This is a genomic window from uncultured Friedmanniella sp. (assembly GCF_964244005.1).
GTDB lineage: Bacteria > Actinomycetota > Actinomycetes > Propionibacteriales > Propionibacteriaceae > Microlunatus.
Window position 1 is genome coordinate 58,943 of the sequence record NZ_CAXTHG010000017.1, and the last position, 17,959, is coordinate 76,901.

The following is a 17,959-nucleotide window of genomic DNA, read 5'->3' on the forward strand; positions in this document are numbered from 1 at the left end:
GGAGAAGCGGAGACCGCCGCGACGCCGCTAGCGTGACGGCATGGACACCCTCGTGCCCGGGCCCCGCTCCGGCGCCCAGCGTCGTCGTGACACCGAGCAGCGGCTCGCACACGACGTCGACCTGTGGGTGGCCAGCGCCTCGGCGGACGGCGCCGCCTATCTGGTGCCGCTGTCGTTCGACTGGGACGGCGAGGCGCTGCTGCTGGCGACGGCAGCGTCCAGTCCGACCGGTCGGAACCTCGCAGCGACCGGGAGCGTCCGGCTGGGGCTGGGGGCGACCCGCGACGTGGTGATGGTCGACGGCGAGGTCGAGGTGCTGGCGATCGACGCGCTGCCGGCGGCGGACGGGGACCGGTTCGCGGCGCGGACCGGCTTCGACCCTCGCCGGGAAGGCCCGGCGTACCGCTGGTTCCGGATCGTGCCGCGCCGCGTCCAGGCCTGGCGCGAGGTCGAGGAGCTGGCCGGACGCGAGCTGATGCGCGACGGCCGCTGGCGTGACCCCGATGACGAGCCCGACCCCGAGGAGACCCGATGAGCAGCGAGACCCCCACGGCCGACAGCCACGACCTGATCCGGGTGCACGGCGCCCGGGTGAACAACCTCAAGGACGTGCACGTCGAGATCCCCAAGCGTCGGCTGACGGTGTTCACCGGGGTGTCCGGCTCGGGCAAGAGCTCGCTGGTCTTCTCGACGATCGCCGCGGAGTCGCAGCGGATGATCAACGAGACCTACCCGGCGTTCGTGCAGGGCTTCATGCCCACCCTGGCCCGGCCCGACGTCGACGTGATGGACGGGCTGACCACGGCGATCATCGTCGACCAGCAACGGATGGGCGCCGACCCGCGCTCCACCGTCGGTACGGCCACCGACGCGAACGCGATGCTGCGGATCCTCTTCAGCCGGCTCGGACAGCCCCACATCGGGTCGCCGCAGGCCTTCTCGTTCAACGTCGCCTCGATCAGCGGGGCCGGTGCGGTCACGATCGAGCGCGGCGGCCAGAAGGTCAAGGAGCGGCGCAGCTTTGCCATCACCGGCGGCATGTGCCCGCGCTGCGAGGGCCGGGGCTCGGTGTCCGACATCGACCTGACCGCGCTGTACGACGACACGAAGTCCCTCGCCGAGGGGGCCATCCTCATCCCCGGCTACAGCATGGAGGGCTGGTACGGCCGGATCTTCGCCGGCTCCGGCTACTTCGACATGGACAAGCAGATCCGCCGCTACACCAAGAAAGAGCTGCAGGACCTGCTGCACAAGGAGCCGACCAAGATCAAGGTCGAGGGCATCAACCTCACCTACGAGGGGCTGATCCCCCGGCTGCAGAAGTCGATGCTGGCCAAGGACATCGACGCGTTGCAGCCGCACATCCGCGCCTTCGTGGAACGGGCGGTGACGTTCACCGTCTGCCCCGAGTGCAACGGCACCCGGCTCAGCGAGGCCGCCCGGTCGTCGAAGATCGACGGGATCAGCATCGCCGACGCCTGCGGAATGCAGATCAGCGACCTCGCCGTCTGGGTCGGCGGGCTCGCGGACCCGTCCGTGGCGCCGCTGCTCACCACGCTGCAGCACACCTTGGCGTCCTTCGTCGAGATCGGGCTCGGCTACCTCAGTCTCGACCGCCCCTCAGCCACGTTGTCGGGCGGGGAGTCCCAGCGGACAAAGATGATCCGGCACCTCGGCTCCTCCCTCACCGACGTCACCTACGTCTTCGACGAGCCGACGGTCGGCCTGCACCCGCACGACATCCAGCGGATGAACGAGCTGCTGCTGCAGCTGCGCGACAAGGGCAACACCGTGCTGGTCGTGGAGCACAAACCGGAGATGATCGAGATCGCCGAGCACGTGGTCGACCTCGGTCCCGGCGCCGGCTCCGGCGGCGGCGAGATCGTCTTCGAGGGCACGGTGGAGGGGCTGCGAAGCAGTGGCACGCTGACCGGACGGCACCTCGACGACCGCGCCAGCCTCAAGCCGTCGGTGCGGACGCCGTCGGGCGTGCTCGAGGTGCGCGGCGCGGACGCCCACAACCTGCAGGCGGTCGACGTCGACATCCCGCTCGGCGTGCTGGTGGTGGTCACGGGCGTGGCCGGGTCGGGCAAGAGCTCGTTGATGCACGGTTCGGTCTCGGGCCGGGACGGGGTGATCTCGGTCGACCAGGGCCAGATCAAGGGGTCGCGGCGCAGCAACCCGGCCACCTACACCGGGCTGCTCGAGCCGATCCGGAAGGCGTTCGCGAAGGCCAACGGGGTCAAGCCGGCGCTCTTCAGCTCCAACTCCGAGGGCGCCTGCCCCAACTGCAACGGGGCGGGGGTCGTCTACACCGACCTGGCGATGATGGCCGGCGTGGCCACCCCGTGCGAGGTGTGCGACGGCAAGCGCTTCTCCGCCGACGTGCTGGAGTACACCTTCGGCGGTCGTGACATCAGCGAGGTGCTGGCCATGTCGGTCAGCGAGGCGAGCGAGTTCTTCGCTACCGGCGAGGCGGCCACCCCGGCCGCGGCGAAGATCCTGACCCACCTGGCCGACGTCGGGCTCGGCTACCTCACCATCGGCCAGCCGCTGACCACGCTGTCCGGCGGCGAGCGGCAGCGGCTCAAGCTGGCCACCCACCTGGGCGAGAAGGGCGGCGTCTACGTCCTCGACGAACCGACCGCCGGCCTGCACCTCGCCGACGTGGAGCAGCTGCTCGGCCTGCTCGACCGGCTGGTCGCGTCCGGGAAGTCGGTGATCGTGATCGAGCACCACCAGGCGGTGATGGCGCACGCCGACTGGATCATCGACCTTGGACCCGGCGCCGGCCACGACGGCGGCCGGATCGTCTTCGAGGGCACGCCGGCCCAGCTGGTGGCCGACCGTTCCACCCTGACCGGTCAGCACCTGGCGGCCTACGTCGGGGCCTGACCCGACTTGTCAGACACCAGTTGTCCTCTGGGTCAACTGGTGTCTGACAACTCCGAGACTGCGGCGGCCAGCCGGGCTGCGACGGCGGCGACCGCGGCCCGCAGCTCGGGCCCCTCGTCGACCCGGAACGGCAGCGGCACGGTGGCCAGCCACTCCGCGGCGTACATGTCCGGGTTACCCGTGGTGCCGACCAGGACGCAGCCGTCCCCGGAAGCCTCCAGGCGACCCCAGGGCGGCCGGACCCACGGCTCCACCTCCGCGACCGGCCGGTCGAAGACGACCCGGGTCGGGAACTCCCAGCCGGAGCCGAGGTTCTCCTCCAAAGCCGCCACCGGGTCGAGCCCCTCGGGCGGGACGAAGCCATGCGGGAGCTCCGCGACAGCGCTGATCCGGTCGAGCCGGTAGGTACGGACCGCGTCCGCACGATGGGAGTGGCAGAGCAGGTACCAGCGGCCGTAGCGGACGACCACCGCCCACGGATCCACCTCCGACTCCCACGACCGACCCGACTCGCTGCGGTAGCCGACGAGCACCCGTCGCCGCGCCGCGACGGCCGCCACCAGGGCGCTCGCCACCGCGGGATCTGGACGGGCGGCGTACCGGTCGGGCGCCGCGGCCGCGTGCTGCCGCAGCGCGGCCGCCTGTCGGCCGACGTTCTCGGGCAGCGCCCGGATCACCTTGCCAAGCGCCGAACCGACGAGGTCGTCGCCGTCGGTGGCCGCCGGCTGGCCGTCCAGCACCGCCATCACCAGACCGAGGCCCTCGGCCTCGGTGAAGACGACCGGCGGCAGCCGGGTGCCCCGGCCTAGCCGGTAGCCGCCGTACCGGCCGCGGGTGGACTCGACCGGGATGCCCGCCTCGCGCAGGATCGCCACGTAGCGGCGTGCCGCCCGTTCCGTCACCCCGAGGGACTGAGCCAGCTCCTCGGCGGTCGCGCCGGGCCGCTGCTGCAGCAGCTCCAGCGCCCGGAGCGCCCGGCCAGTGGGACTCAGGTCGCTCGACACCGCAGCAGAATATGGACCCTGCCGCGGCTTCCGGAAGCGTTACGTCCGGATCGAGCCCTAGCGTGCGGCTATGGACATCTTGTTGATCGCCGGCCTCTGGCTCGACGGCTCCGCCTGGAACGAGGTCGCACCCCTGCTCGAGGAGCTCGGCCACCGGCCCGTCCCGGTCACCCTGCCCGGCCAGGGGGACGGGTCGACCACGGCCACCCTCGACGACGAGGTCGCCGCCGTGCTCAAGGCGGTGGACGCGGCGACCGGACCACCGTGGGTGGTGGGGCACTCGGCGGCCGCCACCTTGGCCTGGCTCGCCGCGGACGCCAGGCCCGAGAAGCTCGCGGGTGTGGTCGTGATCGGCGGCTTCCCGTCCGCCGACGGCGACCGGTACGCCGACTTCTTTCCCGAGGTCGACGGCGCGATGCCCTTCCCTGGTTGGGAACCGTTCGAGGGACCAGACGCCGACGACCTCGACGTCGAGGCACGACGCCGCTTCAGCGCGGCGGCGATCCCCGTGCCGCTCGGCGTCAGCCAAGGGGTCGTCCGGCTCGCCGACGAGCGTCGGTTCGACGTCCCGGTCGTGCTCGTCTGCCCCGAGTTTCCCCCCGCCCAGGCAAAAGAGTGGATCGACGCCGGCGAGGTGCCGGAGCTCGCTCGGGCCCGGCATCTCGAGCTGGTGGACATCGACTCGGGCCACTGGCCGATGCTCACCCAGCCGGCGGCTCTGGCTCGGCTGCTCGCGGAAGCGACGGACCGCTGACGTGACCGAGCGGCAGGTCGACACCGCGGCGTGGACCGTCCGGCCCCTGGCGGCCGACACCTGGGACGCCTTCGCCGAGCTGGTCGTGCGCAACCGCGGGATCTTCGGCGGTTGCTGGTGCATCGGCTTCCACCTCGACCGCGGCGAACGGCTCAGCGAGCACCGCGGCGCCAAGGAGGAGCGCGTCCGCACCGACCGCGCGCACGCCGCGCTCGTCTTCGACGCCGACGGCCTCGCCCAGGGCTGGTGCCAGTACGGCAGCCCGGACGAGCTGCCCGGCATCAAGCACCGGGTGAAGTACGAGAAGGAGCCGCCGCCCCACCCGGACTGGCGAATCACCTGCTTCTGGGTGGACATGAAGCACCGCGGCCAAGGGATCGCCCGAGTCGCGCTGGGCGGGGCGCTCGACCAGATCGCCCGCGCCGGGGGCGGTCTGGTCGAGTCCATTCCCGAGGTCACGGCCGGCCGCGAGGCGCACGGCCGCTTCCTGTTCAGCGCCACCGTCGAGCTGTTCGAGGACCACGGCTTCAGCCGCGTCCGGCAGGTGGGTAAGCACGCCTGGATCATGAACCGGGTCGTCGAGCCGGTATCCGCGTGAGCCGCCCGATTCGGGCAGCAGCTACGCCCTTTGCTCAAGGCGTCAGTCGAGACCGGCGAAAGCTTCCTCCACCGGAACGGTGGGCTCGGGATGAGCGAGGAACTGGGCGACGACCGCCGCGTCAACCGCGTCCTCGAACGCTTCCACCAGCGCTTGGTAGCGCTCGGGACTGACCAGAACGCCAGCCGGGCGGCCGTGGCGCAGCAGCGTCACGTCTTCGGTCTCGGCGTCGTGCAAGAGGCTGCTGAGACGGCCCTTCGCCTCGGTGACGGCAATGCTGGTCATGACTTCTCCTGATAAATATCGCTGCGATGTCCGGTCCGGATGACGACGACCAGCAGTTCGGAGTCCCTGATCACGTAGACCACCCGGTAGTCCCCGATACGGATGCGGTAGGCCTCTTGACCTCGCAACTTGGTCACGCCCGTTGGTCGAGGATCTGACCCGAGGGCCAATATCGCTGCGCGCACGCGCCTCCCGACCTGAGGGTGCATCTTGCGGATTGCCTTGACGTCATCGGGAGCGAGCTCGACCCTACGTTGGCACCACTTTGAAGTACCGCAAAGGGTACCGAATCTCGCCTAACGACAGTCAGGTGGAGTCGCCGACCACGAGCTCGGTAGGCAGGATACAGATGGCGGGCTGCTCGCCGTCGATCTGGCGAGCAGCGGCCGCATCATCTCGCGGCTGATCCGGCCGACGAGCTGGCGCATGGTGGTCAGCGCGGGCTAGGAAGGGCCGGGACGGGCGAGTCGTCGAAGCCGGCGATCCGGGTCGCCCAGGTTGTCCTGCAGGGCCTGCAGGGCCTGCAGCGGACCGTGCCAGAACGGGTGGGGACTGACCAACATCCTCAACTCCCTCGACCAGCTGCGGACGCGACCATCTCGCCGCCCACCCCCGAGAGCCAGCTCGCCTACTTCACCGCGCTCCGGGGCGTCTTCGCTCACGTGCCGACAGGCACAGGCTGGGCTTCATGAGCTGGGACCGGCGTGGACCCCCGGAGTCGGCTGGACGCCGGGCGAGGGCAACCCGAACGACAACCTCACCCTGTTCGACTTCCAGGGCCGCGCCCTCCCCGCCCTGTCCGCCTTCGCCGGCGGTCGGGTCCGGCGGCCCGTGGACCACTGAGGTCTCGACCTCGGCGCCTCGTGCGCCCCGGAACGACTCCTGCTCCCGCTGTACAGGGCGCACGGGTGCCGACGGGGCGCAGGAGTGCGGCCGGTCGGGCCGGAGCGGCAGTCAGCGGGTCCAGAAGTCTTCGGGCCGCCGCCCCGGCCGGAAGCCGTACTGCTCCACCATGTCCATCGCCTCGCCGAAGCCGGTCGCCAGCGCGGCCGGGACGTGGGCGTCACTGCCGAACGTGATGGCCCGTCCGCCCTCCTCGCTCCACCAGCGCGGCATCCAGGGCCAGAGCCGGCGGGTGTTCATCTCCAGGGCGCGGCCGCGTTCGGCCAGGCTGCGCATGGCGTGCCGGAACCCCTCCTCAAACCGACGGGGGTCGAACGGTCCGGCCTGCTCGGTCGGCCACGACCGGACGGCGTAGTCGAGATGGGTGAACACCGCGAAGGAGTCTGAGTCAGCAACCATCCGGGGGATTTCGGCGAGGTACTCCTCGAGCACCCGGTCGACGGGCCAGACGCGGAACAACGTCATGGGCTCGCTTCGGTCCTGGCCGTTCTGCAGCGTGTGCAACGACCCGTTGACCCGGTCGAGCTGGGTCAGGTCGAGCAGCTGGGCGGCTTGAGCGTCGAAGAGGTGCGGCTGGCCGAACTCGACCCCGGTGAGAATCCGTAGCCCGGGAAACTCGTGCCGGCAGCGATCGATGCTGTCGAGGTAGCCCGGCACGTCGAGCTCGGGCGGCTCGAGGATGCCGTCCGGCGTGATCAGCTCCCGGTGGTTGGGCATTGCGTCCTCGGCGTCGATCCGCCAGCCGTCGAAGTCGAGGTGCTCGGTGAACACGACGGCCGGCAGCCCGATCGCCACCGCCCGCGCGCAGACCAACCGCATCCGCCCCGCCGCGTCCGACGCTGGGCCGCCGGTGTCCCACGACCACTCGCTGTGTACGTGGCTGTCCGCGGGCAGTCGCATGCCCTCATGATGCCGTCGGCGGGAGGTCGAGGACCGCTACCCCTGGTCAGACCCACCGCGTGCTGACAGACTGCGGACAGGTTCGTGCTGGTGTTCGTCACCGTCGACTGCTCGGGGGCTTTGCCATGGGTTTTCCACTTCTCGGCCGCCGCGTTCGCATGTCGGCGGCCCTCGCGCTTGTCTCGGTGGGGGCTCTGGTGTCGTCGACGCTGGTCGCGCCCAGCCCGGCCGCAGCCCGGACGCCCGAACCGGCGCCGGCCGGGGCGAGCGCCCCGGCCAGCACGATCGGCTGGACCCCCTGCGACCCGGGCTTCGACTGCGCCCAGGTGCAGGTGCCGTTGGACTACGACCACCCCCGCGGCGCCCGGATCTCGCTGGCGCTGGTCCGGCTCCCGGCGTCCGACCCGGCGCACCGGATCGGTTCGGTGTTCGTCAACCCTGGCGGGCCGGGCGGCTCCGGCGTGGACTTCGTGCTGGGGGCAGGCCCCTCCCTGTTCACCCCCGAGGTGCGGGCCCGGTTCGACATCGTCGGTTTCGACCCGCGCGGGATAGCGCGCAGCACCCCGCTGCAGTGCTTCGACACCGACGAGGACGCCGCGGCGGTGGCGGCGCCGGTCCCCTACCCCACGTCCCCCGCCGAGACCCGCGCCTGGATCACCCGTGAACGTACGGTCGACGCGGCGTGCGCCCGCCAGGCCGGGCCGATCCTCGACCACATGTCGACCGCCAACGTGGCCCGCGACCTGGACCGACTCCGGCAAGCCGCGGGTGACCGGCTGCTCACCTACTACGGCGTCTCCTACGGCAGCTTCCTCGGCAACGTCTACGCCAACCTGTTCCCCCGCCGGTTCCGCGCCCTGGTCATCGACGGCGTGCTCGACCCGGTGGCCTGGACGACGGGACGCGGCGGGCAGGCTCGACGGGTCCCGTTCTCGACCCGGCTGCGCAGTGCTGTCGGCGCCCGCGACACCCTGAACGAGTTCTTCCGCCTGTGCGACGCGGGTGGTTCCGCCTGCGCCTTCGGGCCCGACAGCGCCCACCGCTTCGCGACCCTCTACCGGACGTTGAAGAAACACCCGGTGGCGTTCCCGCAGCCGGACGGGTCCGTGCTGGAGTACGACGAGAGCTTCCTGGTCGGCGACACCCTCGGGGCGATGTACGACTCGTCGATCTGGCCCGACCTCGCCTCGTTCCTCGCCGAGCTGGAGACCCAGGCCGACCCCGCAGCCCTGGCGCAGCACCTGCTGCAGCTGCGGGCGGCGGCAGCAGCAGCAGCAGCGCCCGAGTACCACAACTACGTCGAGGGCTTCCCCGGCGTGGCCTGCTCCGACACCATCAACCCCACGAGCTACCGCGCGTGGGTCCGGGCCGCAGCCGTCTCACGCCGCCGGGACGGGATCTTCGGCCCGCTGTGGACCTGGGCCTCCAGCCAGTGCGCCGACTGGCCCGGCCGTGACCGGGACCGCTACCTCGGACCGTTCACCCACCGGACCGCCCGGCCGGTGCTCGTCGTCGGCAACCAGTTCGACCCGGCCACCCCGTACCAGGGCGCCGTCACGGCCGCCCGGCTGCTGCCCAGCTCGCGGTTGCTGACCCTGCACGCCTGGGGGCACACCTCGCTGTTCCGGTCGTCCTGCGCCGACCAGGCGATCGGGACCTACCTGCTCACCGGGCGGACGCCGCCGCGCGGAACCGTCTGCGAGCAGGACGTCGTGCCCTTCCAGCAGCCGACCGCCTCGGCGAAGGCCGCCCCCCGCGCGTCGACCGCCAGCCGGCCGTCCTCTCCACGCTGGTCGGTCTCTCAGCCAGGCAGGTAACGACAGGCCCTCCCTCCTGCCGGGGGAAAGTCCTAGATTCGGTTCCATGCAGACCCAAGCCAAGCAGCCCAGCACCAAAGGCCCAGCCGAGACGTTCACGGGCGACGTCTGGTACGACGTCATCGCGGCGGGCACGCTGCCGTCCCGGCTGCGGGTCAACCTGGTCCGCTTCTCCCCCGGCGCGCACACCGCTTGGCACCGGCACGCGAACGGTCAGACCCTGCACGTGACCGACGGGATCGGGCTGGTGCAGGCCCGCGGCGGCGAGGTCCAGGTGATGCACCCTGGCGACACCGTCTACACCCCGCCCGGTGAGTGGCACTGGCACGGGGCCGACCCCGACCACTTCATGGGCCACCTCGCGATGTGGGAGGGCCTCGCTGAGGGCCAGGACGGCCCGGAGACCGAGTGGGCCGACCACCTCACCGACGCGGAGTACCCAGGCCGCTAGGTGGGTGGTGTCGAACGGCGGCCGTAGCGTGCGTGCCCGGGTGCCGCGCAGGAGGTCGGCGTTTGACACCACCCTCCTAGGGCGCGCCCCCGCACGAACCTCCCGTCTGCGCAACCCGGTCGTCATCGCCCCCATCATCGGCCCGACCAAGCCGCACCACCGGTCCGACGCCGTCGCCGCCCACCACCGAACCCTGCGGACCCGGCTGATGGTCCAGCTCGCAGGGATCATCGCCAGCCAGGCGGTCAGTGAGTACCAGACGATGCTCGGGGCCGCGCCCACCGCCGGCGTCACCCCGGTCGAGGCGAAGGAGATCGTCTACCACGCCCTCCCGTACGTCGGGATGGCCAAGGTCTTCGGCGTCCTGCACGCGACCAACGACGTGCTCACTGCCCGCGGCATCGAGCTGCCGCTGCCCGGCCCGCTCAACGGGCTACGGATGGTCGACGAGGTCACGCCGCCGTGAGCCCGGGGCGGGAGGGCCGCTAAGCCGTGCCGTTCACGATCCACTGGCTGGTCGTGGAGCCGCCGCCGGCGAAGCCGAAACCGCTGAAGCTCGTCCCCGTGACCGTGGCTGTCAGACCGAAGTAGGTCTTGTTGACCTGCGCGACCGTGTAGAAGTAGGTCGAGCTGTAGAAGCCGCTGTTCCGCAACGAGTGGGTGACGTTGCGTCCCTTGCTGTCGGTCACGGTGATCTGGCCGCCAGAGATCCGGCTGTTGGCGTCGTAGACCAGCGTCAGCGTGCCGACGTACTCGAACGGGTTGCTGACCGGGCCGGAGCGCTCGCTGAGGACGACGTCGTAGGTGGCGGACCGCACCGCGTGTGGCTGCGCGGCGACAGACACCTGGCCAGCCGGCGTCTTGAGCGTGGCCGGGACCGTCAGCCCGGTACCGGAGTAGAAGGTGCCGCCGAAGTTGGCGTCCATCTGGAAGAGGAACTTCCCGTTCCTGCTCGTGAAGGAGAGCTTGGGTGCCGCCGGGTTGATGGTGTTCGCCGTGGCCTTGGAGGACTTGTTGCCGACGTAGTCGACGAACGTCCCGGAGTATCTGTTCGTGGTCCCGGACTTCAGCTTCAGCTTGAGGTGGCCGGCCACCACGAAGTAGGTGCGGAAGCTCGGGGTCTGGGCGTACGCGTAGAGATCGGAGTCGATGACGGCCGGCGCGGCGTCGGGGGATGCCGCGGACGTACGCGGGCGAGCAGAGGCGGGCGGGTTGGCCCTCTCGGGATCTGGTGGTCGCGGGCCGGCCTGCGCCGGTGCCGCGACGACGGCAAGGGCGAGCAGTGAGGCCAACAGGCCGGTGAGCACACGGAGACCCAGGGTGCGCAACATCGTCGACTCCTATCGAACGACCAGCGGGACACGGACGGTACGCATGGAGGAGCTCTGCGTCTGAGCCCTGATACCTGTTTCTCCCCGGCAGCGAGGCCAGCCCGGTCAGCAGGCTCAGCCCCGTGGCGCGTCGGCGTGCAGGGTAGCGATGGCGGCCTGGGCCTGGAACTCACCCAACCGGTCGCGGTTCAGCGCCGCCTGCAGCACCTCGACGCCCTCGACGCCCTCGGCGATCAACGCGGTGTCCCAGCGGCTGCGGTCCTGCTCGGTCAGGGAGACGAGGCTGCCGTCGGGCCGCGTTCGGGCCGGCCGTCTCCGCTGATCCGACCTCCTCGGGTCCGACCTCCTTGGGCCCGACCTCCCTGGGCCCGGTGAGCGAGGCCAGCTGCCGGGTCAGCCGGATCGCCTCGGTGACCGGTTCCCTTCGGTGGTGCGGCCACGGTGGCCGTGTCGCCCCCGGGACGGAGCCGCGCGACCGATCTCGACATCGTCGGTCAGATCTTTCTCGAGCGGTGGGCGGGCCACTGACCGAGACCGTCCATCGCCTCCTCGGTCGGCCGCGAGATGATCGTCTCAGCCCCGTCCGCACGCCGCAGGAGCCCCCGCGCATGACCCGCACCACGACCGCGATCCCGGGCCGCCGGCTGCACTATGCCTGGGTGGTGGCCGGGGTCGCGTTCGTGGCGCTGGTCGGCGCGGCCGGCTTTCGTGCCGCTCCCGGTCCCCTGATGGTGCCGCTGCACGACGAGCTCGGCTGGTCGACCACCACCCTGTCCGCCGCCGTCAGCGTCAACCTCGTCCTCTACGGTCTGACCGCGCCGTTCGCGGCCGCCCTGATGGACCGCTTCGGGGTCCGCCGGGTCGTCAGCGTCGCCCTGGTGCTGATCGCGGCGGGCGCCGCGTTGTCGACCCTGGCTCGGCAGGCCTGGCAGCTCACCTTGACCTGGGGCCTGTTGATCGGGCTCGGCACCGGCTCGATGGCGCTGGTGTTCGCCGCGACGATCGCGAACCGGTGGTTCGTCCGTCGCCGCGGGCTCGTGCTCGGCATCCTCACCGCAGGCGGTGCGGCCGGTCAGCTGATCTTCCTGCCGATCGTCGCGTACCTGGCCGAGACGACCGGTTGGCGCAGCGCGTCGCTGCTGATCGCCGGCGTGGCGCTGGCGGTGGTGCCCCTGGTCATCCTGCTGCTGCGGGACCAGCCCGCCGACCTGGGGCTCGCCCCGTACGGCGGGACCACCGTCCAACCCACCCCACCGGCCACCGGGAACGCCGCCGCCCGCGCCCTGAGCGCCCTCGGCATGGCCGCTCACCACCGCAGCTTCTGGGCGCTGGCGGCCGCCTTCGGGATCTGCGGTGCGACGACGAACGGCCTGGTCGGGATCCACTTCATCCCCTCCGCCCACGACCACGGGATGCCCACCACCACCGCCGCGGGCCTGCTCGCCGTGGTCGGGGTGTTCGACATCGCCGGCACAATCGCCTCCGGCTGGCTGACCGACCGGATCCGGCCCCAGCTGTTGCTGCTCGGCTACTACGCCTTCCGCGGCGTCGGACTGCTCGTGCTGCCCTGGCTGCTCAGCGCGAGCCTCCACCCCAGCATCGTCGTCTTCGTCGTGGTCTACGGCCTGGACTGGGTCGCGACCGTACCCCCGACGGTCACGCTGTGCCGCACCCTCTTCGGCGAGCGCGGCACCATCGTCTTCGGCTGGGTATTCGCCGCCCACCAGCTAGGTGCTGCGACCGCCGCCCTGGCCGCCGGCATCGTCCGCGACACCTTCGGCTCCTACTACTGGGCCTGGATCGGCGGGGCCGCGCTCTGCGGGATCGCCGCGGTGCTCTCGGTGGCGACCCGGGCTGCCGGACCCTCCCCCTCCTCAGGCCCGCCGGCCGACCCGCAGCCCTTACCCACGGCCGCCGCGGCCGCGGAGCTGACGCCGTGAGCATCCCCGCCCAGGTCGAGACCCCCGAGATGCTCGAGGTCGCCGGGCTGCAGCTGGCGGACGGAGCGGTCGGACTGACGGTGGCGTCGAGCCGACCGACCTGCTGGCCGCTGCCGCCACCGTGGTGAGCCGGCACGAGGGAAGCCGGACGACCCCGCGCCGGATCGTGCTGAACTCCGGCGCACGGATCACCGCGCTGTCGTAAGCACCACGCCACCGTGGTCTGGCCCGGGGACGACGTACTGCCGGGGGTCGGTGCCAGACTGCCCCTGTGCCCCCGCGTACGTCTCCCTCGGATTGTGTGGTCACTTTTGTGGCGACTACGCCACAAAAGTGACCACACGGATGCGCAGGGCCTTCAGCAGGCAGCGGTGGCGCCGGATTCGGCGCCGGGTCGACCGGGTCTTGACCGACCAGGGGGATGCCTCGGCGGTCGAGGGTCCGCCGCCGCTCGACCTGTGGAACGTCCGGCAGCCGCTGTCCACGCCGGTGGACGTGGAGCGACAGCAGTCGTTCGACTTCGCCCAACGGGTCGGTGCGATCATGCTGGCGCGCGGGGCCTCGGTCGACGACGTCGAGGCGTCGGTGCGCGCGGCCGCGCTCGCGATGGGTCTGCCGCGACCCGAGGTGGACGTCACCTTCACCTCCATCGTGGTCTCGGTCCGGGCGGACCCCCGGCAGACCCCGCTGACCTCGGTCGGTGTGGTCCACCAGCGCAGCGACGACTACGCACGTCTGCTGGCGACGCACGAGCTCCTGGTGGACCTGACGTCCGGCCAGACCGACCGCGACACGGTGTTCAAGCGGTTGACGGCCATCGAGGAACGGCCGCACCCGTACGGCCGGAACGTGGTGACGTTCGCCCGGGGAGTCTTCGCCGGAGCGATCGTCGCCCAGCTCGGCGGCAGCTGGTCCGCGGCGGTGGTCGTCGCGACGGTCGCGATGATGATCGACCTGGTCGGGCGATGGTTGTCGATCCGGCGCGTGCCGCCGTTCTACCTGAACGTCGTCGGGGGCCTGGTGGCGACGCTGGCCGCGGCCACCACGACGGCGCTCGGGGTGCACCAGACTCCCGCCCTCGTGGTGGCGGGCAGCATCGTCGTCCTGCTGCCCGGCGGGACCCTGATCAACGGTGTCCGCGACGCGCTGAGCGGCTACTACGTCACCGGGTCGGCGCGCGTGCTGGAGGTGCTCGTCCTCGTCGGTGGGCTGGTCGGCGGCGTCGCGCTCGGCCTGGCGCCGAGCCGGGCGCTCGGCGTCGACATGGCCGTGCTCCCGGACGGTATCGGACTGGACGCGCTGCCCGGCCGGGTGATCTCGGCCGTGGTCGCCGGGCTCGCGGCCGCCGTCGCCTACTACGCCCCGTACCGGCTGCTGCCGGCCATCGCCGTGTCCGGCGGACTCGGGATGCTGGTGCTGGGTCTGGTCGAGCGGCCCGGTCTGGCCGGCTTGGCGCCGTACCCGCTGGCGGCGTTCGTGATCGGGCTGAGCGGCTACCTGTTCGCCCACCTGCAGCGGGCGCTGCCGATGATGGTGGTGGTGCCGGCCATCGTCTCCCTGCTGCCCGGCCTGATGCTCTACACCGGACTCTTCCAGCTGGTCACCGGAGAAGCCGCCGACGGGATCGCCAACCTCGTGGGGGCGGGCGCCCGCGGTCTCGCCATCGCCGCGGCGGTGCTCGTCGCGGAGCTGATCGGTCAGCCGGTCCGGCGGCGCATGGTGCGGCACGGGTAGTCCGCTCAGACGCTACTGGCGACCGGCTGGACACGCTGTTCGATACTGAGGGCATGCCCGAGGAGCCTGACTTCGAGCGCTTCGGCCACGCCGACGCTTGGCGGCTCGGTCGAGCGCTGGTTGAGCAGTGCCAGGCCGAGAACCTGCCGGTCACCATCACCATCACCCTCGGGGAGCAACGCGTCTTCCACGCTGCGCTGCCGGGGACCAGCGCCGACAACGACGACTGGGCGATGCGCAAGATCCGGGTGGTACGGCGCTTTGACCGGTCCTCCCACGAGGTCGGCGAGACCTACGCGGCGGCCGGCCCGGAACGTTTCTACGCCGCGTTCGGACTGCCCGCGACCGACTACGCGGCCACCGGCGGGGCCGTCCCCATCCGGGTCCGCGGCACCCAGGTCGGCGTGCTGGCCATCTCCGGCCTCTCCTCGTTCGACGACCACGAGCGGGCCCGGCAGACCCTCCAGGTCGCGGCGTCCCCGAGCGCCACCGAGGACCTGCAGCCACTCTCCCGGTCCCTCCAGCCCGGCCAACGGACCCAGATCTGGCTCGGCGGGCCGGACCTGGACGCGCCCCAGCTGATCTTCGGGACCGACGCCATCCTGCTCGAGGCGCCGAACTGGACATTCGACGGCACCACTCTGGTCGTCAACGGCAACGGCCTCCTGTTCACCCTCGACCTGGCCGACCCCTCCGGTGGACCGCGAGAGATCCCGTACGTCGACCTGCCCACGCTGAACAACGACCACGTCCTCGACCCAGACGGCGAGCACGTGTACCTGTCGGCCATGGACACCCACATCTACCGGGGTGCGCTGACCGGCGGCGCCGTCGAACGCGTCTCGCCCGAGGACAACAGCTGGCACTTCCTGCACGGCATCTCCCCCGACGGGCAGCGGCTGGCCTACGTGCAGCTCGACGGCCCCGGCGAACCTGGCCGGCTCGCGATCCGTCACCCCGACGGGTCGGTCAGTCTCGTCGACGTCGGGCCCGGCCACCTGGACGGACCGGAGTGGTCGCCCGACGGGCAGTGGATCTATCTCAACACCGAGACCTTCACCCACGTCGCCGGCCACGCGCAGCTCGCCCGCGTCCGCGACGCCGACGGCCGCGTCGAAAGGCTCGTCGTCAGCGACACCGGTGGACTGGTTCCCGCACCTGTCCCCCGACGCGGCCCATGCCACCTATCTCGCCTTTCCGGCCGGCACCCAGGGCCATCCCGCCGACCTCGACGTGGAGGTACGCGTCGTGTCGACGAGCGACTGGTCGACTCCACTGCAGCGCTACCCGCTCTTCGGCGGTCAGGGGACGCTGAACGTCAACAGCTGGTCGCCCGACTCGACCCGGTTCGCCTTCGTCGCCTACCCGGTCGGCTGAGGGGGGCCCTCCGTCCGCACGGCCTACGACCTGTCGAAGCATGACGGGAGACACCTCACCACCACCGACGAGCAGAGACTTGCGGGCCGGCGCGCCCTGGTCGACGCGCTCAGCGCGACCGGCCGGCCCACCTCAACGTGGCCGCCCGAGTACCCCGCTGGCTCCAGTGATCGATCCTGCCGCGACTACGCGTCAGGATCGCTCGCTGGAGCGTGCCGTTGGCGGCCCTGCGGGCGCACTCGGCTCGAGGCCATCGTCGATCGCGTCGTCCACGAAGGTGAACATCCACGTGGACACCCCGTCGCGCGGGTATTCGCCGTCGCCGAAGACGTCAGCGGTAGCGGACGCCCCCCAGGTCTTCCGGATGTACTCCACGATCTCGGGTGTTGCCGAGGTGTCCGCCCCGGTCACGTCCACCTCGATGACCCGACCCCGCGGGGTGAGCTTGTCGCTGATCAACCGCACGTCCATCCAGTGCCTCGACAGCCCGGCCCGCCCACCGCAGCGGCGCAAGCAGAACGACAAACGGCCACTCCCACCAGGCAAGCGGAGTCATGCTCGCGCCTGGTAGTCCTGCCTCCGGCGCGCTGTCGACGTCGCCAGCGTCGTAACGGCGTCGCGGCTCGTACGGCTCGGGGTGTGGACGCCGCGCTGCCATGAACTGAGGCTAGAGGGTGAGCACGGGTGGCGCCCGCCACTCCCGCGGCAGCGTGAGCCAGGGCGGTCGGCGGTCGCCGCCGACGGCGTCAGCCCGGCTCGGCCTGGCCGGTCGACGACACGGGGCGCGGGGGCCGGAAGGCCCCGGCGGAGGCGAAGCCGAGCACCAGGAGGGCAGCCACCAGCCAGAGCGCGTTCAGCAGGCCCGCCGCCTGCGAGGCGAACCCGATCACCGGCGGACCGGCCAGGTTGGCGACCAGGCCGAAGGAAGAGACGACACTGACCCGGGCGGCCGGGTTGGGGCCGCTGTCCGCCGCGGCGGACATGCCGAGCGGGAACCCCATCGACACACCGACGGCCCACAGCACGGTGCCGAGCAGGATCAACCAGGCTGGGCCGGCGAGGATGAAGGCCGCCAGTCCGGCCACGCCGAGCACGGTCGTGACCTGGATCGCCCGCAGCCGGCCGATCCGGTCCACCAGCGGGCCGCCGGCCACCCGGGCGACCGTCTCGCTGGCGGCGAACGCGACGAAGAACAAGGCCGCGACCGCATCGGTCTGGCCGTGGCCGTCCCGGACGGCCAGCGTCAGCCAGCCGTTCGCCGTCCCCTCCCCCAGCTCCACCGCCAACATGACCAGGCCGATGAGCAGCAGCCGTCGGTCACCCCACCCCTTGAACCAGCGGGAGAGTCGCTGCGACAGGGGCGGACGGGCCTCGGCGGGTTCGGACGGCGTCCCGATGGGGACGAAGCGGGCGGACACGAGCGCCGCCACGACGATCAGGACCGCCTCGCCGCCGAACTGCCACGGCACGCCGATCCCGAGGGCGGCGGATCCCGCTCCGACTCCGGCCCCGAGGATCGCCCCGGCCGACCACGCTGCGTGCATCAGCGGCATCAGCCTCTTGCCAGCGGCGCGTTCCGCCGCGGCTCCCTCGACGTTGATCATCACGTCGACCGCGCCGATCCCGAACCCCACCAGCACGAAGCCGGCGGTCGCCACCCCCACCGAGTGAGCGATCCCGGCGCCGGCGCCCAGGATGCCGATCCCGGCGCCGAGCAGCAGCAGCATCGCGCGGATTCCGGTCCGCGAACCCAGCCAGGACAACAACGCCGTCGCCGAGGCCAGACCGGCCACCGAACCGACCGTGACACTGGCCAGCACCAGTCCGATCGCCGCGTTGTCCACCGCCAGGTCGGCACGCAGCTGGGGAAGTCGCGGACCCCACGTCGAGACGGAAAGCCCGCCCAGCGCGAACGCCGTCATCACCGCGTTCCGCCACCGCCCGATCGCGCGGGCCTCCCGGGTGGACAT

The 17,959-nt window shown here is 71.6% G+C and carries 18 protein-coding genes and 1 pseudogene; 11 read left to right on the plus strand and 8 right to left on the minus strand.

The window, feature by feature from the left end; genetic code table 11:
• The first annotated feature begins 40 nt into the window (after positions 1 to 40).
• A complete protein-coding gene (locus tag ACFE76_RS12300; RefSeq protein WP_375432048.1) occupies positions 41 to 535 on the plus strand; it encodes a pyridoxamine 5'-phosphate oxidase family protein in 495 nt (164 codons plus the stop codon).
• Positions 532 to 2,895: an ATP-binding cassette domain-containing protein gene (locus ACFE76_RS12305; protein ID WP_375432049.1), complete on the plus strand. Its 2,364-nt coding sequence runs from the start codon at positions 532 to 534 to the stop codon at positions 2,893 to 2,895. Before ACFE76_RS12300 ends, ACFE76_RS12305 begins: the two co-directional genes overlap by 4 nt.
• A gap of 32 nt (positions 2,896 to 2,927) precedes the next feature.
• Here ACFE76_RS12305 and ACFE76_RS12310 read toward each other — a convergent pair whose 3' ends face one another.
• Positions 2,928 to 3,899 carry a helix-turn-helix transcriptional regulator gene (locus ACFE76_RS12310; RefSeq protein ID WP_375432050.1) on the minus strand — a complete coding sequence of 324 codons (972 nt, stop codon included), beginning with the start codon at positions 3,897 to 3,899 and terminating at the stop codon, positions 2,928 to 2,930.
• A gap of 70 nt (positions 3,900 to 3,969) precedes the next feature.
• On the opposite strand from ACFE76_RS12310, the gene ACFE76_RS12315 reads away from it, so the two are divergent.
• Together ACFE76_RS12315 and ACFE76_RS12320 are read left to right on the plus strand one after the other, a co-directional pair.
• Entirely contained in the window at positions 3,970 to 4,653 is a 684-nt protein-coding gene (locus ACFE76_RS12315; RefSeq protein ID WP_375432051.1) for an alpha/beta fold hydrolase, read from the plus strand.
• A 1-nt stretch (position 4,654) separates the two neighbouring features.
• Positions 4,655 to 5,251, plus strand: a complete 597-nt coding sequence (locus ACFE76_RS12320) for a GNAT family N-acetyltransferase (RefSeq protein ID WP_375432052.1) — start codon at positions 4,655 to 4,657, stop codon at positions 5,249 to 5,251.
• A 42-nt stretch (positions 5,252 to 5,293) separates the two neighbouring features.
• Here ACFE76_RS12320 and ACFE76_RS12325 read toward each other — a convergent pair whose 3' ends face one another.
• From ACFE76_RS12325 to ACFE76_RS12335, 3 genes and pseudogenes are all read right to left on the minus strand, one after another.
• Complete coding sequence (locus tag ACFE76_RS12325; RefSeq protein WP_375432053.1) at positions 5,294 to 5,536, minus strand: type II toxin-antitoxin system Phd/YefM family antitoxin; 243 nt, start codon at positions 5,534 to 5,536, stop codon at positions 5,294 to 5,296.
• Positions 5,533 to 5,757 (minus strand): annotated as a pseudogene (locus ACFE76_RS12330) (type II toxin-antitoxin system RelE/ParE family toxin); the annotation flags it as partial. The pseudogene ACFE76_RS12330 and the gene ACFE76_RS12325, both read right to left, overlap by 4 nt.
• 733 nt (positions 5,758 to 6,490) lie before the next feature.
• On the minus strand, positions 6,491 to 7,339 hold the full coding sequence (locus tag ACFE76_RS12335; RefSeq protein ID WP_375432054.1) for a PHP domain-containing protein: 849 nt from the start codon (positions 7,337 to 7,339) through the stop codon (positions 6,491 to 6,493).
• Between the two features lie 197 nt (positions 7,340 to 7,536).
• Between ACFE76_RS12335 and ACFE76_RS12340 the strand changes: the two genes are divergently transcribed.
• The 3 genes from ACFE76_RS12340 to ACFE76_RS12350 are packed head-to-tail and all read left to right on the plus strand — an operon-like array spanning position 7,537 to position 10,073.
• Complete coding sequence (locus ACFE76_RS12340) at positions 7,537 to 9,156, plus strand: alpha/beta hydrolase (RefSeq protein ID WP_375432055.1); 1,620 nt, start codon at positions 7,537 to 7,539, stop codon at positions 9,154 to 9,156.
• A 46-nt stretch (positions 9,157 to 9,202) separates the two neighbouring features.
• On the plus strand, positions 9,203 to 9,607 hold the full coding sequence (locus ACFE76_RS12345) for a cupin domain-containing protein (RefSeq protein ID WP_375432056.1): 405 nt from the start codon (positions 9,203 to 9,205) through the stop codon (positions 9,605 to 9,607).
• Positions 9,608 to 9,647: 40 nt separating this feature from the next.
• Complete coding sequence (locus ACFE76_RS12350) at positions 9,648 to 10,073, plus strand: carboxymuconolactone decarboxylase family protein (RefSeq protein WP_375432057.1); 426 nt, start codon at positions 9,648 to 9,650, stop codon at positions 10,071 to 10,073.
• 19 nt (positions 10,074 to 10,092) lie between these two features.
• On the opposite strand, the gene ACFE76_RS12355 is transcribed toward ACFE76_RS12350, so the two are convergent.
• Both ACFE76_RS12355 and ACFE76_RS12360 read right to left on the minus strand, forming a co-directional pair.
• Complete coding sequence (locus ACFE76_RS12355; protein ID WP_375432058.1) at positions 10,093 to 10,938, minus strand: hypothetical protein; 846 nt, start codon at positions 10,936 to 10,938, stop codon at positions 10,093 to 10,095.
• 114 nt (positions 10,939 to 11,052) lie between these two features.
• The gene (locus ACFE76_RS12360) at positions 11,053 to 11,175 is read right to left on the minus strand and encodes a hypothetical protein (RefSeq protein ID WP_375432059.1); all 123 of its coding nucleotides are present in this window, start codon (positions 11,173 to 11,175) and stop codon (positions 11,053 to 11,055) included.
• A gap of 371 nt (positions 11,176 to 11,546) precedes the next feature.
• Here ACFE76_RS12360 and ACFE76_RS12365 point away from each other — a divergent pair, with 371 nt between their 5' ends.
• From ACFE76_RS12365 to ACFE76_RS12380, 4 genes are all read left to right on the plus strand, one after another.
• On the plus strand, positions 11,547 to 12,878 hold the full coding sequence (locus tag ACFE76_RS12365; protein ID WP_375432060.1) for an MFS transporter: 1,332 nt from the start codon (positions 11,547 to 11,549) through the stop codon (positions 12,876 to 12,878).
• Positions 12,875 to 13,006 (plus strand): hypothetical protein, encoded by a 132-nt coding sequence (locus tag ACFE76_RS12370; protein WP_375432061.1) that lies wholly within the window; start codon positions 12,875 to 12,877, stop codon positions 13,004 to 13,006. Before ACFE76_RS12365 ends, ACFE76_RS12370 begins: the two co-directional genes overlap by 4 nt.
• A gap of 205 nt (positions 13,007 to 13,211) precedes the next feature.
• Entirely contained in the window at positions 13,212 to 14,612 is a 1,401-nt protein-coding gene (locus tag ACFE76_RS12375) for a threonine/serine exporter ThrE family protein (protein WP_375432062.1), read from the plus strand.
• A gap of 53 nt (positions 14,613 to 14,665) precedes the next feature.
• The gene (locus ACFE76_RS12380; RefSeq protein ID WP_375432063.1) at positions 14,666 to 16,033 is read left to right on the plus strand and encodes a heme-binding protein; all 1,368 of its coding nucleotides are present in this window, start codon (positions 14,666 to 14,668) and stop codon (positions 16,031 to 16,033) included.
• Positions 16,034 to 16,181: 148 nt separating this feature from the next.
• Here the strand turns inward: ACFE76_RS12380 and ACFE76_RS12385 are convergent, their stop codons facing one another.
• Both ACFE76_RS12385 and ACFE76_RS12390 read right to left on the minus strand, forming a co-directional pair.
• Positions 16,182 to 16,460: a hypothetical protein gene (locus ACFE76_RS12385; protein WP_375432064.1), complete on the minus strand. Its 279-nt coding sequence runs from the start codon at positions 16,458 to 16,460 to the stop codon at positions 16,182 to 16,184.
• A 275-nt stretch (positions 16,461 to 16,735) separates the two neighbouring features.
• Positions 16,736 to 17,959: a sugar MFS transporter gene (locus ACFE76_RS12390; protein ID WP_375432083.1), complete on the minus strand. Its 1,224-nt coding sequence runs from the start codon at positions 17,957 to 17,959 to the stop codon at positions 16,736 to 16,738.